The 17,452-nt window shown below is 70.3% G+C and carries 13 protein-coding genes; 4 read left to right on the plus strand and 9 right to left on the minus strand.

The window, feature by feature from the left end; genetic code table 11:
• The first annotated feature begins 209 nt into the window (after positions 1-209).
• The 3 genes from hydA to AB0M36_RS22625 are packed head-to-tail and all read left to right on the plus strand — an operon-like array spanning position 210 to position 4,154.
• Positions 210-1,613, plus strand: a complete 1,404-nt coding sequence (gene hydA, locus AB0M36_RS22615; protein WP_364160533.1) for a dihydropyrimidinase — start codon at positions 210-212, stop codon at positions 1,611-1,613.
• Between the two features lie 55 nt (positions 1,614-1,668).
• A complete protein-coding gene (locus AB0M36_RS22620; protein ID WP_364160535.1) occupies positions 1,669-3,153 on the plus strand; it encodes a CoA-acylating methylmalonate-semialdehyde dehydrogenase in 1,485 nt (494 codons plus the stop codon).
• A 5-nt stretch (positions 3,154-3,158) separates the two neighbouring features.
• Entirely contained in the window at positions 3,159-4,154 is a 996-nt protein-coding gene (locus AB0M36_RS22625; RefSeq protein ID WP_364160537.1) for a TIGR03842 family LLM class F420-dependent oxidoreductase, read from the plus strand.
• Between the two features lie 95 nt (positions 4,155-4,249).
• Here the strand turns inward: AB0M36_RS22625 and AB0M36_RS22630 are convergent, their stop codons facing one another.
• The 5 genes from AB0M36_RS22630 to AB0M36_RS22650 all read right to left on the minus strand — a co-directional run bounded on the left by AB0M36_RS22630 (position 4,250) and on the right by AB0M36_RS22650 (position 11,153).
• The gene (locus AB0M36_RS22630; RefSeq protein WP_364160539.1) at positions 4,250-4,663 is read right to left on the minus strand and encodes a hypothetical protein; all 414 of its coding nucleotides are present in this window, start codon (positions 4,661-4,663) and stop codon (positions 4,250-4,252) included.
• 60 nt (positions 4,664-4,723) lie between these two features.
• On the minus strand, positions 4,724-5,494 hold the full coding sequence (locus tag AB0M36_RS22635) for a hypothetical protein (protein ID WP_364160541.1): 771 nt from the start codon (positions 5,492-5,494) through the stop codon (positions 4,724-4,726).
• Between the two features lie 100 nt (positions 5,495-5,594).
• Positions 5,595-7,679, minus strand: a complete 2,085-nt coding sequence (locus AB0M36_RS22640; protein ID WP_364160543.1) for a PQQ-dependent sugar dehydrogenase — start codon at positions 7,677-7,679, stop codon at positions 5,595-5,597.
• A gap of 11 nt (positions 7,680-7,690) precedes the next feature.
• Entirely contained in the window at positions 7,691-8,614 is a 924-nt protein-coding gene (locus AB0M36_RS22645) for a sugar phosphate isomerase/epimerase (RefSeq protein WP_364160545.1), read from the minus strand.
• A gap of 232 nt (positions 8,615-8,846) precedes the next feature.
• The gene (locus AB0M36_RS22650; RefSeq protein ID WP_364160547.1) at positions 8,847-11,153 is read right to left on the minus strand and encodes an EAL domain-containing protein; all 2,307 of its coding nucleotides are present in this window, start codon (positions 11,151-11,153) and stop codon (positions 8,847-8,849) included.
• Between the two features lie 161 nt (positions 11,154-11,314).
• On the opposite strand from AB0M36_RS22650, the gene AB0M36_RS22655 reads away from it, so the two are divergent.
• Positions 11,315-11,944, plus strand: a complete 630-nt coding sequence (locus AB0M36_RS22655) for a hypothetical protein (protein ID WP_364160549.1) — start codon at positions 11,315-11,317, stop codon at positions 11,942-11,944.
• On the opposite strand, the gene AB0M36_RS22660 is transcribed toward AB0M36_RS22655, so the two are convergent.
• The 4 genes from AB0M36_RS22660 to mmsA form a co-directional block, all read right to left on the minus strand.
• Complete coding sequence (locus tag AB0M36_RS22660) at positions 11,938-13,107, minus strand: ROK family protein (RefSeq protein WP_364161052.1); 1,170 nt, start codon at positions 13,105-13,107, stop codon at positions 11,938-11,940. The two genes, AB0M36_RS22655 and AB0M36_RS22660, sit on opposite strands and share 7 nt — an antisense overlap.
• Before the next feature lie 200 nt (positions 13,108-13,307).
• Positions 13,308-14,411, minus strand: a complete 1,104-nt coding sequence (locus AB0M36_RS22665; protein ID WP_364160551.1) for a sugar-binding protein — start codon at positions 14,409-14,411, stop codon at positions 13,308-13,310.
• Positions 14,412-14,468: 57 nt separating this feature from the next.
• Positions 14,469-15,794, minus strand: coding sequence for a multiple monosaccharide ABC transporter permease (gene mmsB / locus AB0M36_RS22670; RefSeq protein ID WP_364160553.1), 1,326 nt, complete (start codon positions 15,792-15,794; stop codon positions 14,469-14,471).
• Positions 15,791-17,338 carry a multiple monosaccharide ABC transporter ATP-binding protein gene (gene mmsA, locus AB0M36_RS22675; RefSeq protein ID WP_364160555.1) on the minus strand — a complete coding sequence of 516 codons (1,548 nt, stop codon included), beginning with the start codon at positions 17,336-17,338 and terminating at the stop codon, positions 15,791-15,793. The genes mmsB and mmsA overlap by 4 nt, the downstream gene beginning before the upstream one ends.
• Positions 17,339-17,452 lie beyond the last annotated feature (114 nt).

Genomic DNA, 17,452 nt, shown 5'->3' on the forward strand with positions numbered 1-17,452 from the left:
GCCAGAAGGGCATGGCATTGGAGGCACAGCCATGACCGCCTGCACCGAGCGGCACCCAGCCGCACCGAACAACGGCATCGCACGCGAGGGCCAGAAGGGCATGGCATTGGAGGCACAGCCATGACCGCCTGCACCGAGCGGCACCCAGCCGCACCGAACAACGGCATCGCACGCGAGGGCCAGAACGGCATGGCATTGGAGGCAGCTCCGTGAGCATCTTGATCAAGGGCGGGACGGTCGTCGGGCCGACCGGGGCCGTCGCCGCGGATGTGCTGGTGGACGGCGAGACCATCGCGGCGATCTACGCGCCCGGGCGCGGCCCCGCGGAAGGCACCGAGGTCATCGACGCCACCGGGAAGTACGTGATCCCGGGCGCGGTGGACGCGCACACGCACATGGAGCTGCCGTTCGGCGGCACCCATGCCAGCGACACCTTCGACACCGGCACCCGGGCGGCGGCGATCGGCGGCACGACCACGATCATCGACTTCGCGGTGCAGCGCTACGGCGAGGTGGTCCAGGACGGGCTGGCCGCCTGGCACGCCAAGGCCGACGGCAACTGCCACATCGACTACGGCTTCCACATGATCATGGGCGGGGTCGACGACGAGTCGCTCAAGGCCATGGATCAGCTGGTGGCCACCGAGGGCATCAGCAGCTTCAAGCTGTTCATGGCGTACCCCGGGGTCTTCTACTCCGACGACGGCCAGATCCTGCGGGCGATGCAGAAGGCGCGCGACAACGGCGCCATGATCATGATGCACGCCGAGAACGGCCCCGCCATCGACGTGCTGGTGAAGCAGGCCCTGGAGCGCGGCGAGACCGACCCGATCAACCACGGGCTGACCCGGCCGCAGGAGCTCGAGGCCGAGGCGACCAGCCGGGCGATCTGGCTGGCGTCGGTGGCCGCGGACTGCCCGCTCTACATCGTGCACCTGAGCGCGTCGAAGGCGCTCGAACAGGTCAAGGCCGCCCGCGACCTGGGCCGCAACGTCTTCGCCGAGACCTGCCCGCAGTACCTGTATCTCACGCTCGAGGATCAGCTCGGCGCGCCCGGCTTCGAGGGCGCCAAGTGGGTCTGCTCGACGCCGCTGCGCAGCAAGCACGAGTCCCACCACGCCGACCTCTGGCAGGGCCTGCGCACCAACGACCTGTCGGTGGTGTCGACCGACCACTGCCCCTTCTGCTTCAAGGACCAGAAGGAACTCGGCCGCGGCGACTTCTCCAAGATCCCGAACGGCATCGGCAGCGTCGAGCACCGGGTCGACCTGCTCTATCAGGGCGTGGTGGACGGCAAGCTGTCGCTGGCCCGCTGGGTCGAGACGATCGCGACCACGCCGGCCCGGATGTTCGGCCTCTATCCCCGCAAGGGCGTCATCGCGCCCGGCTCGGACGCCGACATCGTGATCTACGACCCGAACGGCCGCACCCGGATCAGCGCCGAGACCCACCACATGAACATGGACCACTCCGCCTGGGAGGGCTGGGAGATCGACGGCAGGGTGGACACCGTCCTCTCCCGCGGCGAGGTGATCAGCTCCGGCGGGGAGTACACGGGCCGCGCCGGTCGCGGCCGCTACGTCCCCCGCGGCCTGTCCGACTACCTGCTGTAACGCCAAGGCGGCTTCGCCGCACTGCACAAGACATTCCGGGGTAGGAGAAACACAAGTGCACGAGATCAAACACTGGCTCGACGGTACGGCCGTCGAGGGCACGAGCGGCCGACGGTTGCCCGTGTGGGACCCGGCGACGGGCGAGCAGCAGGCGTACGTGGTCGCCGCGACCGCCGAGGAGACCGCGCGTGCGGTGGCCTCGGCCCAACGGGCGTACCCGGGATGGCGGGCGGCGTCGTTGTCACGCCGGGCCGAGGTCATGTTCCGCTTCCGCGAGCTGGTCGACGCCCACCGCAAGGAGATCGCCTCCCTCATCAGCGCCGAGCACGGCAAGACCGTGGCCGACGCGGCCGGCGAGCTGGCCCGCGGCCTGGAGAACATCGAGTTCGCCGCCGGCGCGCCGCACCTGCTCAAGGGTGGATACAGCGAGCAGGCGTCGACCGGCGTGGACGTCTACTCGATCCGCCAGCCGCTCGGGGTCGTCGCCGGCATCACGCCGTTCAACTTCCCGGCGATGGTGCCGCTCTGGATGCTGTGCAACGCGCTCGTCTGTGGCAACACGTTCGTGCTCAAGCCCAGCGAGAAGGACCCGTCGGTCGCGCTGATGCTCGCCGACCTGCTGCGCCAGGCCGGGCTGCCGGACGGCGCGTTCAACGTCGTGCAGGGCGACCGCGAGGCCGTCGAGACGCTCATCGACCACCCGGACGTGCGGGCGCTGTCGTTCGTGGGGTCGACTCCGATCGCCCGCGCCGTCTACGAGCGGGGCACGCGCGCGGGCAAGCGGGTGCAGGCGCTCGGCGGCGCCAAGAACCACATGGTGGTGCTCCCGGACGCGGACATCGACGCGGCGGCCGACGCGGCGGTCAGCGCCGGATACGGCTCCGCGGGCGAGCGGTGCATGGCGATCTCGGTCGTCGTCGCCGTCGGCGCGAGCGCGGACCCGCTGGTCGAGGCCATCAAGGAGCGGGTCGGCCGGATCTCGGTCGGTCCGGCCACCGACCCCGCCGCCGAGATGGGGCCGCTGATCAGCCGCGAGCACCGCGACAAGGTGGCCGGCTACCTGGCCGAGCCCGGCGCGGCCGAGGTCGTCGTCGACGGGCGGTCGGCGCCGATCTGCGAGGGTCCCGGCTTCTTCCTCGGCGCGTCGCTGGTGGACAAGGTGCCGACCGACTCGCCGCTCTACACCGACGAGATCTTCGGCCCGGTGCTGGCGGTGGTCCGGGTGGATTCCTACGAGCAGGCCCTGGAGCTGGTCAACGACAACGAGTTCGGCAACGGCACCGCCATCTTCACCCGCGACGGTGGCGCCGCCCGACAGTTCCAGTACGACGTCGTGTGCGGCATGGTCGGCGTCAACGTGCCGGTTCCCGTACCGGTCGCCTACTACAGCTTCGGCGGCTGGAAGTCGTCGCTCTTCGGCGACCTGCACATGTACGGCCCGGAGGGTCTGCAGTTCTACACCCGCACCAAGGTCGTCACCTCCCGCTGGCCCGACCCCGCCACGTCCGAGGTCGACCTCGGCTTCCCGAAGGTACGGTGAGAACGATGGACATCGGTGTCGTCCTGCAGTGCGACCCACCGTCGAGCGAGGTCGTGACGCTGGCGAAGCGCGCAGAGGACCTGGGCTTCAGCCACGTGTGGACGTTCGACTCGCACGTGCTGTGGCAGGAGCCGTTCGTCATCTACAGCAAGATCCTCGCGGAGACCTCGCGGGTCGTCGTGGGACCGATGGTCACCAACCCGGGCACCCGGGACTGGACGGTCATCGCCTCGCAGTTCGCCACCCTCAACGAGATGTACGGCAACCGCACGATCTGCGGCATCGGCCGGGGCGACTCGGCGCTGCGGGTCCTGGGCCTGCCGCCGAACACCCTCGGCCAGCTGCGCGAGAGCGTCGGGGTGATCCGCGGGTTGGCCAGCGGCGAGGCCGTGACCCTGCGGGACCGGGAGCTCCAGTTCGCCTGGGCCCCGAACAGCCGGCTGGACGTGTGGGTCGCCGCGTACGGTCCCAAGGCCCTGGCCCTGACCGGCGAGGTGGGTGACGGCTTCATCCTGCAGCTCGCCGACCCGGACATCGCGGCCTGGATGATCAAGGCCGTCCGGAGCGCGGCGGAGCGGGCGGGCCGCGACCCGGCGGCGATCAAGTTCTGCGTGGCGGCTCCCGCCTACGTCGGCGACGACCTGGCTCACCAGCGGGAGCAGACCCGATGGTTCGGCGGCATGGTCGGCAACCACGTCGCGGACATCGTCGCCCGGTACGGCGCGGACGGCGCGGTGCCGAAGGTGCTGACCGACTACATCAAGGGCCGCCAGGGCTACGACTACGCCGAGCACGGACGGGCCGGCAACTCCCACGCCACGTTCGTGCCCGACGAGGTCGTGGACCGGTTCTGCCTGCTGGGCCCGGTCGAGAGCCACCTCGAGCGCCTCGCGGAGCTGCGGGAACTCGGCGTCGACCAGTTCGCCCTCTACCTGCAGCACGACGACAAGGAGGCGACGCTCGAGGCGTACGGAAAGGACATCATTGCGACGATGTCCTGACCGAATGTCTCCGCTGTTTGCGAAACGTGCCGGGCGAGCGCGATCGACCACGTCAGTCGTCGGCGGTCGTCCGCCCGGGCACGTCTCGGCCCGTTTCACGCTTGTCGCGCGGCGAGCAGTTCGAGATGCGTGCGGTCCCGGGGTCGCTGGAGCATCCGCTTGGTGGCCGTGACGACGTCCAACCGCACGAGCCTGAACCCGTCGATCACGTCCGCCCCGTCGATCAACTGGTCGACGTCCCAGAGTTCGGGGAACCATCCGTCGAGGACCTCGATCTTGCCGCCGAACAGGCACACCCGATGGACGGTCGAGAATGGCGCGTCGACCACCGTCCCCAACCGGCAGACCTCGCGCCACGCCGCACCTCGGGCGACGACATCGACGTCACCGATGTCGTCGATCAGCCCGCGGACGTACAGCGGCCCACTTCCGGCTATCGCGAAATCCCCCCGAACCAGCGCAAGACTCTCCAGCAGCGCGAAGTCGGGATGCTCGCGAAAATTGTTCATAGCGCCGACAATCCTAGCGCCGGCCGGACGAGAGCCGCCTGATGAGAATCTCCGTCGGAGCTACATCGAGGTGAGGCGGGCGGCGAGGGCGACGGCGGCGATGTCGCCCTGGCGCAGGCGCGCCGCCGCGCCCGGTTCGCCGAGGCTGACGAGGCGCTCGGCGGCGGTGTCGACCAGGCGCTCGTTGCCCTCGGTGAGCAGCTTGCGGGCGAGGTTGGCCTGGATCGGGGTCAGCTCGGCGTAGGCGCACTTGTCGAGTGCCGTGACCGTCTCCTCGTCGAGGTTGCCGGCCAGGGCCCGCTCGGTGACGATGCGCAGCAGCCAGTTGGGCCACCAGCTGTAGCGGCCGATCAGATGGCCCGAGCGGACCGCGTCGGCCGGCGACTGGCCGCCCTCGAGCAGCCGCAGGGTCATCGGGATGTCGAAGCGTTCCAGGCGCAGCGCGGTGACGAACAGGCGGCGGAGCTTGACCGAGCCGACCAGCGGTTCGGCGGCGGCCGCCGCCTCGCCGAACTCGCCTCGCATGGCCGCCAGCACGATCGCCGCCTCCTCGGTGGCGATGGCCCCTCCGGTCGAACGGTCCTCGATGCGTTCGAGCGTCTTCGTGAGCCGCTCTATCGACTCGCGGGCCTGCTCCGCCCGCTCCTCGTTGGCGGGCCGTTCCAGATACCGCACCACCGCGTCCGCGGCGTTCTTGACCTCACGACGCAGCAGGGGCGAGTTGATGTGCGGAGCGACCAGGTCGCTGAAGTTCTCGAGCAGATAGGCCCGGTCGAATCGGTCCGAGTGTTCCAGGAACTGCGCCCACCACGACGCCAGGTGCACCTCCACACGATCAGGGTGGCGGAAAGACGGCCGCTTCGGGACCGAAACGCGCGGAGTTACCCTCGCGGGGCCCGGCGCCGGGTGCGCCGGAGCCCCGACAGGGCGGTCAGTCCTCGGATGGGGTCAGGACCACCGTCGCCGATCCGGTCTGCGGCGGGCTTCCGGGATCGGTGTATTCCGCCACGAACACGGCAACGAGGTTGTCGGCGCCGGAGTGGCCGCCGTCGATGAAGGTGGTGATCGAACCGGTGCAGCCGGAGGCCGTGGACAGCGGGTGCCCGTGCTGGTCGTGGCCCAGGATGTAGGTCACGGTGACCCGCGAGCAGTCGACCGGCTGGTCGTCGACGACGGCCACCCGGAAGGGCACCGTGTCGCCGAACTCGAACGGCTGATCCTCCGTCGGCGTCACGAAGGTCACCTGCGGCGCCAGCGTGCCGACCGGCAGGATCACCTCGGCGGAGGCCCAGCGGCCGGTCGGGTCGGTGACCTTGAGCGTCGGCCGGTAGTTGCCGTTCTCGGTGAACGTGTGTACCGCGTTCGGCTGCCGCGAGTCGACGATGCCGTCGGCGTTGAAGTCCCAGGCGTACCGCAGGGTGTCGCCGTCCGGGTCGACGGTGCCGGCGCTGGAGAACGTCACCGTCAGCGGCGCCTGCCCGCCCGCCGGGGTCGCCGAGACCTTCGGGATCGGGCTGCGGTTACCGCGCACGTAGTCGATGCGGGCGAGTTGCGCCTCCGGGTTCTCGGAGAAGAAGCCGTCGCCGTACTCGAGGACGTAGAGCGCGCCGTCCGGGCCGAACTCCAGATCCATCGGGTTGTCGAAGATGACCGACGGCAGCACCGGTGCGATCGCGGTGACCGCGTTGTCGGGGCCGAGGGTGAACTCCTTGACGTAGTCGCGGGTCCACTCGTAGAACAGCGGCTTGCCGTCGTAGTGCTCCGGCCACTTGGTCGCCGAGTTGTTCCGCGCCTCGTAGTCGTACGCCGGGCCGCCCATCGGGCCGATGCCGCCGACGCCCAGCTCGGGGAATTCGGCGCTGAGCCCGTACCCGTAGATGACCTCGGCCTTCTCCACCGGCGGCAGCGTGCGCAGGCCGGTGTTGTGCGGCGACTCGTTCACCGGGGCCGCGCAGTTGAACGGCGCGCCGGAGGTGTGGGTGGCGAAGTCGTAGTCGACGTAGGGCAGGTCCGGCGCCACGCAGTAGGGCCAGCCGTAGTTGGCGGGCTTGTCGACGGCCATCCAGCGCCCGTGCCCGGCCGGTCCACGCCTCGGGTTCGGCATGTTCGCGTCCGGCGAGTAGTCGCCCAGGTAGATCACGCCGGTGCCCTTGTCGACCGCGAAGCGGAACGGGTTGCGCAGGCCCATCGCGTAGATCTCCGGGCGGGTGTACGCCGTACCCGGCCTAAAGAGGTTGCCCCTCGGAATGCGGTAGCCGCCGGTGGGGTTCACCGCGATCCGCAGGATCTTGCCGCGCAGGTCGTTGGTGTTGGCCGCGGAGCGCTGCGCGTCGAAGGCCGGATTGCGGTTCGCCCGCTCGTCCAGGGGCGCGTAGCCGTCGGAGGCGAACGGGTTGGTGTCGTCGCCCGTGGACAGATAGAGGTTGCCCGCGGCGTCGAAGTCGATCTTCCCGCCGACGTGGCAGCAGATGCCGCGGTCGGTGGGCACGTCGAGGATCCTCTGTTCACTGCCCAGGGCCAGCGTGTTGCCGTCGAGCTTGAAGCGCGACAGCCGCATCACACCCTTGAACGGCGCGAAGTCCGCGGCGGTGCCTTCCTCCGGCGCGTCGCCCTCGTTCACCGTCGGCGTCGACGGATCGTCGGTCGGCGTGTCGAGCAGCGGCGAGTAGTAGATGTAGACCCACTTGTTCACCGCGAAGTCCGGGTCGATGGCGATGCCCTGCACGCCCTCCTCGTCGTGCTGATAGACGGGGAGGGTGGCGGCGAGGATGTTGCGGCCGCTCTTCGGGTCGTTGAGGCGCACGGCGCCCTTGCGGGCGGTGTGCAGGACCCGCTTGTCCGGCAGGACGGCGAGGGCGATGGGTTCGCCCGGGAAGTCGTTGAGCGTGACCTTCTGGAACTGCGAGTCGGGCGGCGGCACGGCGGCCGCCGGCGCGGCCGAGACCGCGGTCGTGGGGGCGGTCAGGGCGGTCAGGACGAGCGCGAGCGCGGGTACGGCGGCGAACGGACGCTTCATCGACGCTCCTCCTAGAACCGCAGGGTCGCGAGGTAGTCGTAACCGATTTCCGCGGTGACCAGTGCGTCCGCGGGCGTCCGCGGGGGGCTGCCGGCGTCGTCTCGCTCGACGATGTACTCCACCAGGCCGGCCTCCCGGGAGTGCTCGAAGATCCGGGCGAAGTCGATGAGCCCGGCGCCGGGATCGGCGAAGCCGCCGGTGTGCGCCAGATCCTTGACGTGCACCTGGCGTACCCGACCCCGGTTCTCGCCGATCAGGTCGACGGGGTCCCGGGCGCCCCGGAAGGCCCAGAAGAGGTCCACCTCGAGATGGACGAGGGCGGGGTCCGTCTCCCGGGTCAGGATGTCGTACCCGGTGGTGGTGCTGCCGTCCTGGCGGGCGAACTCGTTCTGGTGGTTGTGATAGCCGAGGCTGAGGCCGTACTCCCGGGCGATCGCGCCGGCTCGGTCGAGGTCGCGGGCGAAGGCCTTGTAGACGGCGCCGTCGCGGATCGGCGAGCCGTCGGGGCGGGCGCCGAAGTACGGGTGGACGATGAACCTGTTCCCGACGATCAGCGCGTCATCGAGCGTCGCGCGCCACTTGGCCTCGTCGAACGGCTGCGGTATGCCAGCGTGCCCGGAGGTGGCGCGCAGGCCGGCACGGTCCAGGGCGGCCCGGAACTCGGTCGCCGTGCGGCCGACGAAGCCGGCGTGCTCGACCCGGGTGTAGCCGATCTCGGCGAGCGCGGCGAGGGTGCCGGGCAGGTCGATGGCGAGCTGGTTGCGCAGCGTGTAGAGCTGCACGCTGATCCGGTCGAGCGGGACGCGGGACGGGTGGGAGTCGCCCCCGGTGGTGCCCTCGGCGGGCGAGGCGACTATCGCGGTGGTGCCGATGGCGGCCGCGCCCGCGGCGGCGCCCAGAAGCTGGCGGCGGCTGACGGTGTACTCGTTCTGCATCGCTTGCACTGCCTCCCGGTCGATGGTGCTCCGATGGACGTGGGCACGCGGGGACGGCCGATCCGGCGGCGACGGGTCGCGTGCCACAACGGAGCGCGGTGGTGCATCGAGAGCCTTCGAAGAAGGATGGTAAGCACAGGTTTCGCCGCAGCGAAGAAAAGAATCTTCGAAATATGCAAAAGTTTGGACGCGTCGGCGCCTAAGTCCGCGTCAAACGGGGCAAATCTCGGGCTCAGCCCGTGGCGACCGCCCGGCGCTGCGCCACCAGCAGCTCCGTCATGCTCGCGGCGGACATCGGCATCGCCAGGTGATAACCCTGGCCGTACGAGTAGCCGAGCGCCCGCAACTCCCGCGCCTGTGCCTCGTTCTCGATGCCCTCGGCGACCGTTTCCAGGCGCAGGGCCCCGGCGAGCTGGATCACGGCTCGGGCGACCGCCTGGCGCGCGTCCCGGCAGGCCGGATCGACCTCGTCGAACTCGAGGCCGTCCACGAACGACTTGTCGAGCTTCACGATCGCCACCGGGAAGGTCCGCAGCAGGCTCAGCGACGACTCGCCCGTGCCGAAGTCGTCGAGCGCGAGCCGCACGCCGGCACCGTCCAGGTCGTGCAGCGCCCGCGAGACCTGGCTGCCGCGCAGCACGGCCGACTCGGTGAGCTCCAGCACGAGGTGCCCCGGCGTCAGACCGGTGTCACGCAGCGCGTCGCGCACGTCCGCGACGAAGTCGAAGTCGTGCAACTGCCGGGCCGACACGTTGACGGCCACGTGGCCCGGCGCGTCCGAGCCGAACTCGGCCAGCCACGACGCCTCCTGCCGGCAGGCCTCGCGCAGCACATAGCGGCCCAGCTCCATGATCAGTCCGGTCCGCTCGGCGGCCGGGATGAACTCGCAGGGCGAGACCAGACCCCGGTCCGGGTGGTTCCAGCGCACCAGCGCCTCGGCGCCCACGATCTTGTTCGTGCCCAGGTCGAGGATCGGCTGGTAGAACACCTCGAACTCCTGGCGCGCCAGCGCCCGGCGCAGTTCGCCGCCGAGCCGCATGTGCGCCGTGACGGGCTGTGCCATGCCGGGCAGGTAGCGCACGTACGCCGCCTTGCCGCGCTGCTTGGCGGCGTACATGGCGACGTCCGCCTCGCGCAGCACGCTGTCGACGGAGGCGCCCGCCTCCGCCGTCGCGATGCCGATGCTGGCCTGCACGAGCAGCCGGTGCTCGCTGATCGGCTCGGTCAGCGCGTCCAGGATCCGCTGGGCCACGGTCTCGCCCACCGTCGTGCCGCCGACCAACAGCACGGCGAACTCGTCACCGCCGATGCGCACCGGCAGGCCGTCCTCGCCGGCCTGCTCGCGCAGCATGGCGGCCACCGACACCAGCAGGTGGTCGCCGACGTCGTGGCCGAGCGAGTCGTTGACGGTCTTGAAGTCGTCGAGGTCGACCAGCAGCACGGTGACGCCGTCGGAGCGGGTGAGCGCGTCGTGCATCGTGCTCCGGAACATGGCACGGTTGGCCAGACCGGTCAGCCCGTCGTGGCTGGCCTCGTGCTGCAGCCGCTCCTCGTGCGCGCGGATGTCGCGCAGCAGCGCGGCGTTGTCCCGGAACGCCAGGAACTGGCGCGCGATCACGAGCACGCTGACCACGACCGCCGAGCCGAGGGTGAGCCGCCCGGGCCATCGCAGCTCCCCCACCACGACCGCGATCAGCGGCAGGTCGACCGCGGCCACCGCCAGGTACGGCAGCAGGTGCGAGGAACGCCGCGAGACGCGACGGTGACCGATCGCAGAGTTCCACTGCGCGCGGACGGCCAGCACCAGCAGCAACGGCCCCAGCGGCAGCACGAGTGCCTGCGAGGGCGGACCGCCGGCGTCGCCGTACCTGGTGGCGCACACCGCCACCCCGGCCGCGGTCAGACCGATGGCCGCGACCAGGCGCAGCGCCGTACGGTCGACCGGCCCGTCGCTGAGGTACGCCACCTTGGTCATGCCGGCCACCGACAGCAGAAACGCGAGCCCGATGAGCGACAGCGTCTGCACGCTCCACCGCTCCGTGGCGGTGATCATCGGCGCGAGGCCGAAGTGCCAGAGCGGGGTCGCGCAGCCGAGGAAGGCGATCGTCCGGTCGAGGTTCATCCGCCGCCGCTCGGCCCGGCCCGCGGTGTCCACCGGCACGCGGGCGGCCGCCCACATCGCCGCCGCGAACCCGAGCCCGACGCACACCGCGGCGAAGATCGTCATGTCCGGCGGATCGTCGCCCACCGAGTAGCGGAACGCGTTGACCGCCATGAGCAGGAAGCCGATGGTCATGAAGCAGGCGCCGATCAGCAGCACCCCGCAGAACCGGCGGGCGTGGGGGTCGTCGCGCACCGCCCGCCACAGGCGACACAGGGCGACCACCGAGACCGCCCCGCCGAGCGGCACGGCCACATAGCCGAAGGCGACCGGACCGACCCCGAAGGTACGCCAGACCGCGAACCACACCCAGCTGGCGAGCACGAGACCGGCGACGGTCCACACATAGCGCAGCGGTGCGCGCCCGTCCTCGGCCATACCCGACCCGATCGGCCACCCGCCCGGACGCGTTAGGAAAACGGGGGTCGGCCGAAAGGCAGAGGGAGGCCGCTCAAGGCCCCTCCCCCGCCGGATGGTCCCCCGGCGCGGGCTTAGCGATGCTGACCGGGCCGTGCCGGCCTAGCTCTCAGGGGGAAACGATGACGTCCGGGCCGTACTCGTCCGACGCCACGCCGTTGGCGCACACCGACGTGCTGGTTCTCGACTATCTGGCGGCGCTCTGGGCTGCCGGGGAAGATCTCGATCCGGAGCTGCGCGACGAGCTCATGACCACGGTCGCCGACTACATCGCCATGCGCCGCGGCGCCGCGGGCGGGCCGGCCGACGATCCGGTGATGACTCTGCGGCGCCTCGGGTCGCCGGAGTCGCTGGCCGCCGCGGCCCGGCGCGGCCGGATGCCCGCCCACCTGCGGCGGCCCGCGGTGCTCGCGCCCGCGCCGGCGCCGGGCCCGTCGGCGGGTGCCGAATACGCGGGCCTCGCGTTGCTGGCGGGCGGGAGCGTGCTGCTGCCGGTGGTCGCCCCGCTGGCCGGGATGCTGCTGATCTCCGGTTCGCCGCGCTGGAGCGCCGCGCACAAGACGGCCGCCTGGGTTCTCGCCGCCGGGCCGGCGCTGCTCGGGTTCGCGCTGGTCGTGCTGGCCGCCCTGTTCGAGGGCGGCCCCGAGGCGCTGGTGATCGCCTACCTGATGACGATCGCCGGGGCGTTCGTGGCCGCCCTGTCCCTGCTGCCCGGGCTCACCGCTCGCCGCACCTACCCCCGGGGCTACTGACCGCTCGCGCCCACGGCGCCGGGTGCGTTCAGCGGGTCGCTCAGGAGGCTGTCGAAGGCCAGTTCCGCCGCGCCGATCAGGGGCGCGTCCGCGCCGAGGGAGGCCGCGCGCAGGTGGAGGTGCTCGCGGGAGGCCGGCAGTGCCATCGTGTCGAGCCGGCGGCGCACGGTGCCGGCGCCCGCCGCGTACAGCTCACGCAGGGTTCCCCCAAAGACCACGAGGTCGGGGTTGAAGACGTTGACCAGGTTGGCGACCCCGAAGCCCAGCCATTCCGCGACCCCGTGCACGGCGTCGCGGGCCACGGCGTCGCCGAGGGCGGCCGCCCGGAGGACGGCGACCGGGCTGGTGCCCGGCGGCGCTCCGGCCCGCCGCAGCAGGGCGTCGGAGCCGGCCTCGGTCTCCCAGCAGCCGCGGGATCCGCAGCCGCAGCGTCGGCCGTTCGGGTCGACCACCATGTGACCGACCTTGCCGCTGCGCCCGCCGTGGCCGACGACCAGGCGGCCGCCGGTCACGATGCCGGCGCTCAGGCCCGGGTCGCCGTGCAGGTAGACGAGGTCGTCGACGCCGGTGGCGACGCCGCGGGTGTGCTCGGCCAGCGCGGCGATGTCGGCGAGGTCGCCGGCCACGAAGCCGGGACGGCCGCGCCCGGCGCTTGCGAGGGCGGTGTCCAGCGCCGCCACGAGCGTCTCGTCCGCACCGGCCACGCGCACCGTCCCGTCGGCCTCCCGGACGGTGTCGGCGACCGCGACGGCGCTCCCGGCACCACGCGTGTCGTCGCTCAGATCCCGCTCCATCGCGCGGACCAGTTCGGCGAGCGGGACGACGGCGTCGAGCGGTGACGCGCCGCACGGGCGCGGCGTCTCGCGCAGATCGAGGATGCGGCCGCCGAGGCCGACGCGGGCCGCGCGCAGCCGGTGCGGCTCGATGCTCAGCGCGGTGGCGTGGACCCGGGTCGAGCAGGGGCTCACCACGAGCGAGGGCCGGCCCGCGCGCCGCGCGGTGGTCGGCGCCTCCTCGGTGACCAGACCGGCGGCGGCGAGGTCCGCGGCCAGCGCGCCGATGGTGCTGCGGTTGAGTCCGAGCCGGCTGGTCAGCTCGGCGCGGGAGGTGGGCCCGTGCAGGTGGACGAAGCGCAGCACCGCGCCGAGGTTCTGGCGACGGATCTCCTCCTGCCCGGCGGCGGGCGACGGCGGCGAGGGCTGCTGCTCGGGAGCCGGGGCGGCGGGCCCGGCTCGGCGCAGACCGCGCCGCAGCGGTATGGCCACGAGAACGAGCTCCTTAAGGGCGGCGGGTGGTGCACGGCAAAGGGTCCCCGGAGACGGACTCCGGGGACCCCAAGGGCCGTCAGCTAGATACTGGCGACCTACCCCTTGGTGAGCGGTCCGAGCGTCGGGTCGTTCGCGTACGCCTCAGCGGCGTTGTCCTTGGTCACGGCGACCGGCGGGAGCAGGTACGTCGGGACGATCTTGTTGCCGTTGTTGTACGACTTGGTGTCGTTGATCTGCGGCTCGGTGCCGGCCTGGAGAGCCTTGATCATGGTGATCGTCTCCTTGACCAGGTTCCGGGTGTCCTTGTTGATCGTCATGTACTGCTCGCCCTTGACGATCGACTTGACCGACTCGACCTCGGAGTCCTGGCCGGTGACGACCGGGACGGTCTTGCCGGCGCCCTTGATCGACTGGATGATCGCGCGGGCCAGGGTGTCGTTCGGCGACAGGACGCCGTCGAGCTCCTTGTTGCCGTAGGTCGAGGTCAGCAGGCTGTCCATGCGCTTCTGGGCCTCTTCGGCCTTCCAGCCCTGGGTGGCGGTCTGCTTGACGTCGGTCTGCTTCGAGCCGACCACGACGTTGCCCTTGTCGATCTCCGGCTTGAGCACGTCCATGGCGCCGTTGAAGAAGACACCGGCGTTGTTGTCGTCCGGCGAGCCGGAGAACAGCTCGATGGTGTACGGGCCCTTCGCCTTCTTCTTCTTCATGCCCTCCAGCAGGGCGGTGCCCTGGAGCTGGCCGACCTTGAAGTTGTCGAACGCGACGTAGTAGTCGAGGTCCGGGGTGTTCAGGATCAGGCGGTCGTACGCGATGACCTTGACGCCGGCCTTCTTCGCGGCGGCGACCTGGGTCGACAGCTGCGCGGCGTCGGTCGCGCCGATGACGATGACCTTGGCGCCCTTGGTGACCATGGCGGTGATCTGCGCCTGCTGGTCGGCGACCGTGGTCGACGCACCGGCGTGCTGCACGTCAGCCTTGAAACCGGCCTCCGTCAGACCCTTGTCGAACAGGTCCTTGGCGAGCACCCAGTTCTCCGAGGTCTTCGCGGGCAGCGCGACCCCGATCAGGGAGTCCGCCGCGAAGCCCTTGGCCGAGCCGCCGGCGGTCTTGCTGTCACCTTCGCGGCCGGAGCCGCAGGCCGTGAGGGCCAGCATCGCGATGGCACCGACGGCCACCGACTTGCCGAGGAAATTGCGCATGGGAGGTGTTGCCCTTCTTCTCGGGGTGTTGCGGGGTGAGAGGAGGTCGGTGGGCCGTCAGCCGGCCACCGTCGTCTTGGCGGGCTGGCTGCCCGCTTCCGACGATGAAGCCGGTGTGGCGGGTGCCTCCCGGCGGAACGGGCGAGTGATGCTGCCGATGATCGAGAACCGGCCCTGGCTCTTGTTGATGACGTCCAGGGCGACGGCGAGCAGCAGGACCAGGCCCTTGATGATCTGGACCCGGTCGGTGCCGACGCCGAGCAACTGCAGGCCGTTGTTGAGCACGGCCATGACGAGACCGCCGACGATGGAGCCGGAGATCGTACCGATGCCGCCGGAGACCGCCGCGCCGCCGATGAAGACGGCCGCGATGGCGTCGAGCTCCCAGCTGAGGCCGTCCTGCGGGCCGGAGGCGGCGGACCGGGCCACGAAGATCATGCCGGCCAGCGCGGCCAGGACCGACATGTTCATCATGACGAAGAAGTTGACGCGCTTGAGCTTCACGCCGGAGAGCTCCGCGGCGCGGGAGTTGCCGCCGACAGCGTAGATGTGCCGGCCGCCCGCGGTGTTGCGGGTGTAGAAGCCGTACGCGATCACCAGCACCACCAGGATGAGCCCGGAGATCGGGAAACTGGTGCCGACCCGACCGCCCGCGAAGCGCAGCGTCACGAAGATCAGGACACCGACCATGATGGCCATGCGGATGAGCGAGACCCACATCGGCGTCGGCTCGGCGTTCATCTCCTTGCGGGTACGGCGACCCTGCAACTCCCGCAGGACCACGGCGACGCAGGCGGCGAGGCCGAGCAGCAGGGTGAGGTTGTTGTAGCCGGTGTTCGGCCCGATCTCCGGCAGGAAGCCGCCGCCGATGCTCTGGAAGCCCTCGGGTACCGGAATCGTGTCGGCGTTGCCGACGTACTGGTTGGCGCCGCGGAACAGCAGCATGCCGGCCAGCGTGACGATGAACGCCGGGACGCCGATGTAGGCCACCCAGAAGCCCTGCCACGCGCCGATGACCGCGCCGATACCCAGTCCGTAGAGGATCGCCACCGGCCAGGGCAGGTCCCAGTCCACCATCGCCTTGGCGACGACGATGCCCACGAAGGCGGCGACCGAACCGACCGACAGGTCGATGTGGCCGGCCACGATCACCATCAGCATGCCGATGGCCAGGATGAGGATGTAGGAATTCTGCTGGAACAGCGCGATCAGGTTGTCCGACCGCAGGGTCAGGCCGTCACCGAAGCTGGCGCCGGCGTCGCGCGCGGTGAGGAACTGGAACAGCAGGACGATCGCCACCAACGTGAAGATCATTCCGAACTGGCGCGCGTTGGAGGTCGTGCCCCCGAACAGGTTCTTCTGAAGGTCCTTGAATCGGCTCATCGGCTCTGCATCTTCTTCGTCGAGGTCATCTGCTTCATGAGGGTCTCCGGATCCGCGTCCTTGCGGGCGATGTCACCCGTGATCTGGCCTTCGAACACGGTGTAGATGCGGTCGCAGAGCCCGATCAGCTCGGGCAGCTCCGAGGAGATGACGATGACGCCCTTACCCTGGTTGGCGAGCCGCTGGATGATGCCGTAGATCTCGTACTTCGCACCCACGTCGATGCCCCGGGTGGGCTCGTCGAGGATCAGCAGGTCGGGGTCCGTGAACATCCACTTCGCCAGGACGACCTTCTGCTGGTTGCCGCCGGACAGCTTCGAGACGCCCTCGTCGACCGTGGGCGCCTTGGTGCGCAGGTCCTTGCGGTAGGCCTCCGCGGCCTGGTACTCGGCCACCTCGTCGACCACGCCCCGCTTCGTGATCTTGGAGAGCTTGGCGGAGACCGTCGACGTCTTGATGTCGTCGAGCAGGTTGAGGCCGATCGCCTTGCGGTCCTCGCTCACGTACGCCAGTCCGTGGTGGATCGCGTCCGCCACCGACTTGAGCTGGATCGGCTTGCCGTCCTTGATGATCTGGCCGCCGAGATAGACGCCGTAGGAGCGGCCGAAGACGCTCATCGCCAGTTCGGTGCGTCCGGCGCCCATGAGACCGGCGAAGCCGACGATCTCGCCGCGGCGCACATGGAAGCTCTCGCCCTTGCAGACCAGCCGCTCGGCGGAGATCGGGTGCCGGACCGTCCAGTCACGGACCTCGAAGAACACCTCGCCGATCTTCGGCGTGTGGTCCGGGAAGCGGCTGCCCAGTTCGCGGCCGACCATGCCGCGCACGATCCGGTCCTCGTCGACGCCGTCCCGCTTGATGTTCAGGGTCTCGACCGACTTGCCGTCGCGCAGGATGGTGATCTCGTCGGCGATCGCCTCGATCTCGTTGAGCTTGTGCGAGATCATGATCGAGGTGATGCCGCGCTCGCGGAACCCGCGCAGCAGGTCCAGCAGGTGCTGGGAGTCGTGCTCGTTGAGCGCCGCCGTGGGCTCGTCGAGGATCAGCAGCTTGACGTCCTTGGCGAACGCCTTGGCGATCTCCACGAGCTGCTGCTTGCCGACCCCGATGTCCTTGATCAGGGTGTCCGGGTCCTCGTCGAGGCCGACCCGGGCCATCAGCTCGAGCGCCTGCCGCTGGGCGGCCTTCCAGTCGATCGCGCCGCGCTTGCGCGGCTCGTTGCCGAGGAAGATGTTCTCGGTGATCGACATGTGCGGGATGAGCGCGAGCTCCTGGTGGATGATGACGATGCCGGCGCGCTCGCTCTGCCGGATGTCCGAAAACCGCGCCTGCGCACCGTGGTAAACGATGTCACCCGCGTAAGTCCCGTACGGGTAGACGCCGCTGAGCACCTTCATGAGCGTGGACTTGCCGGCGCCGTTCTCGCCACAGATGGCGTGGATCTCGCCGGCCCGGACCACCAGACTGACGTCGGAGAGCGCCTTGACGCCGGGGAACTCCTTGGTGATGGACCGCATCTCCAGGAGGATGGGTTCGGTAGTCATCGCACGCACCACCTCGCGATCGTCATGATGCCTCCGGAGGGGAGTCGGGGTCGTTCCGATGTTTTGTTGCCGACGGCAACCTATTCCGACGCGAGACGGCTCCGCAAGCGGCGA

The sequence above is a fragment of the Actinoplanes sp. NPDC051346 genome, from assembly GCF_040682215.1.
GTDB lineage: Bacteria > Actinomycetota > Actinomycetes > Mycobacteriales > Micromonosporaceae > Actinoplanes.

Bases quoted from the DNA above. Each gene is read 5' to 3' on its own strand.
- AB0M36_RS22625 (WP_364160537.1), top strand. From the start codon at position 3,159: ATGGACATCGGTGTCGTCCTGCAGTGCGACCCACCGTCGAGCGAGGTC.
- AB0M36_RS22630 (WP_364160539.1), bottom strand. From the start codon at position 4,663: ATGAACAATTTTCGCGAGCATCCCGACTTCGCGCTGCTGGAGAGTCTT.
- AB0M36_RS22640 (WP_364160543.1), bottom strand. From the start codon at position 7,679: ATGAAGCGTCCGTTCGCCGCCGTACCCGCGCTCGCGCTCGTCCTGACC.
- AB0M36_RS22645 (WP_364160545.1), bottom strand. From the start codon at position 8,614: ATGCAGAACGAGTACACCGTCAGCCGCCGCCAGCTTCTGGGCGCCGCC.
- AB0M36_RS22650 (WP_364160547.1), bottom strand. From the start codon at position 11,153: ATGGCCGAGGACGGGCGCGCACCGCTGCGCTATGTGTGGACCGTCGCC.
- AB0M36_RS22655 (WP_364160549.1), top strand. From the start codon at position 11,315: ATGACGTCCGGGCCGTACTCGTCCGACGCCACGCCGTTGGCGCACACC.
- AB0M36_RS22665 (WP_364160551.1), bottom strand. From the start codon at position 14,411: ATGCGCAATTTCCTCGGCAAGTCGGTGGCCGTCGGTGCCATCGCGATG.
- mmsB (WP_364160553.1), bottom strand. From the start codon at position 15,794: ATGAGCCGATTCAAGGACCTTCAGAAGAACCTGTTCGGGGGCACGACC.
- mmsA (WP_364160555.1), bottom strand. From the start codon at position 17,338: ATGACTACCGAACCCATCCTCCTGGAGATGCGGTCCATCACCAAGGAG.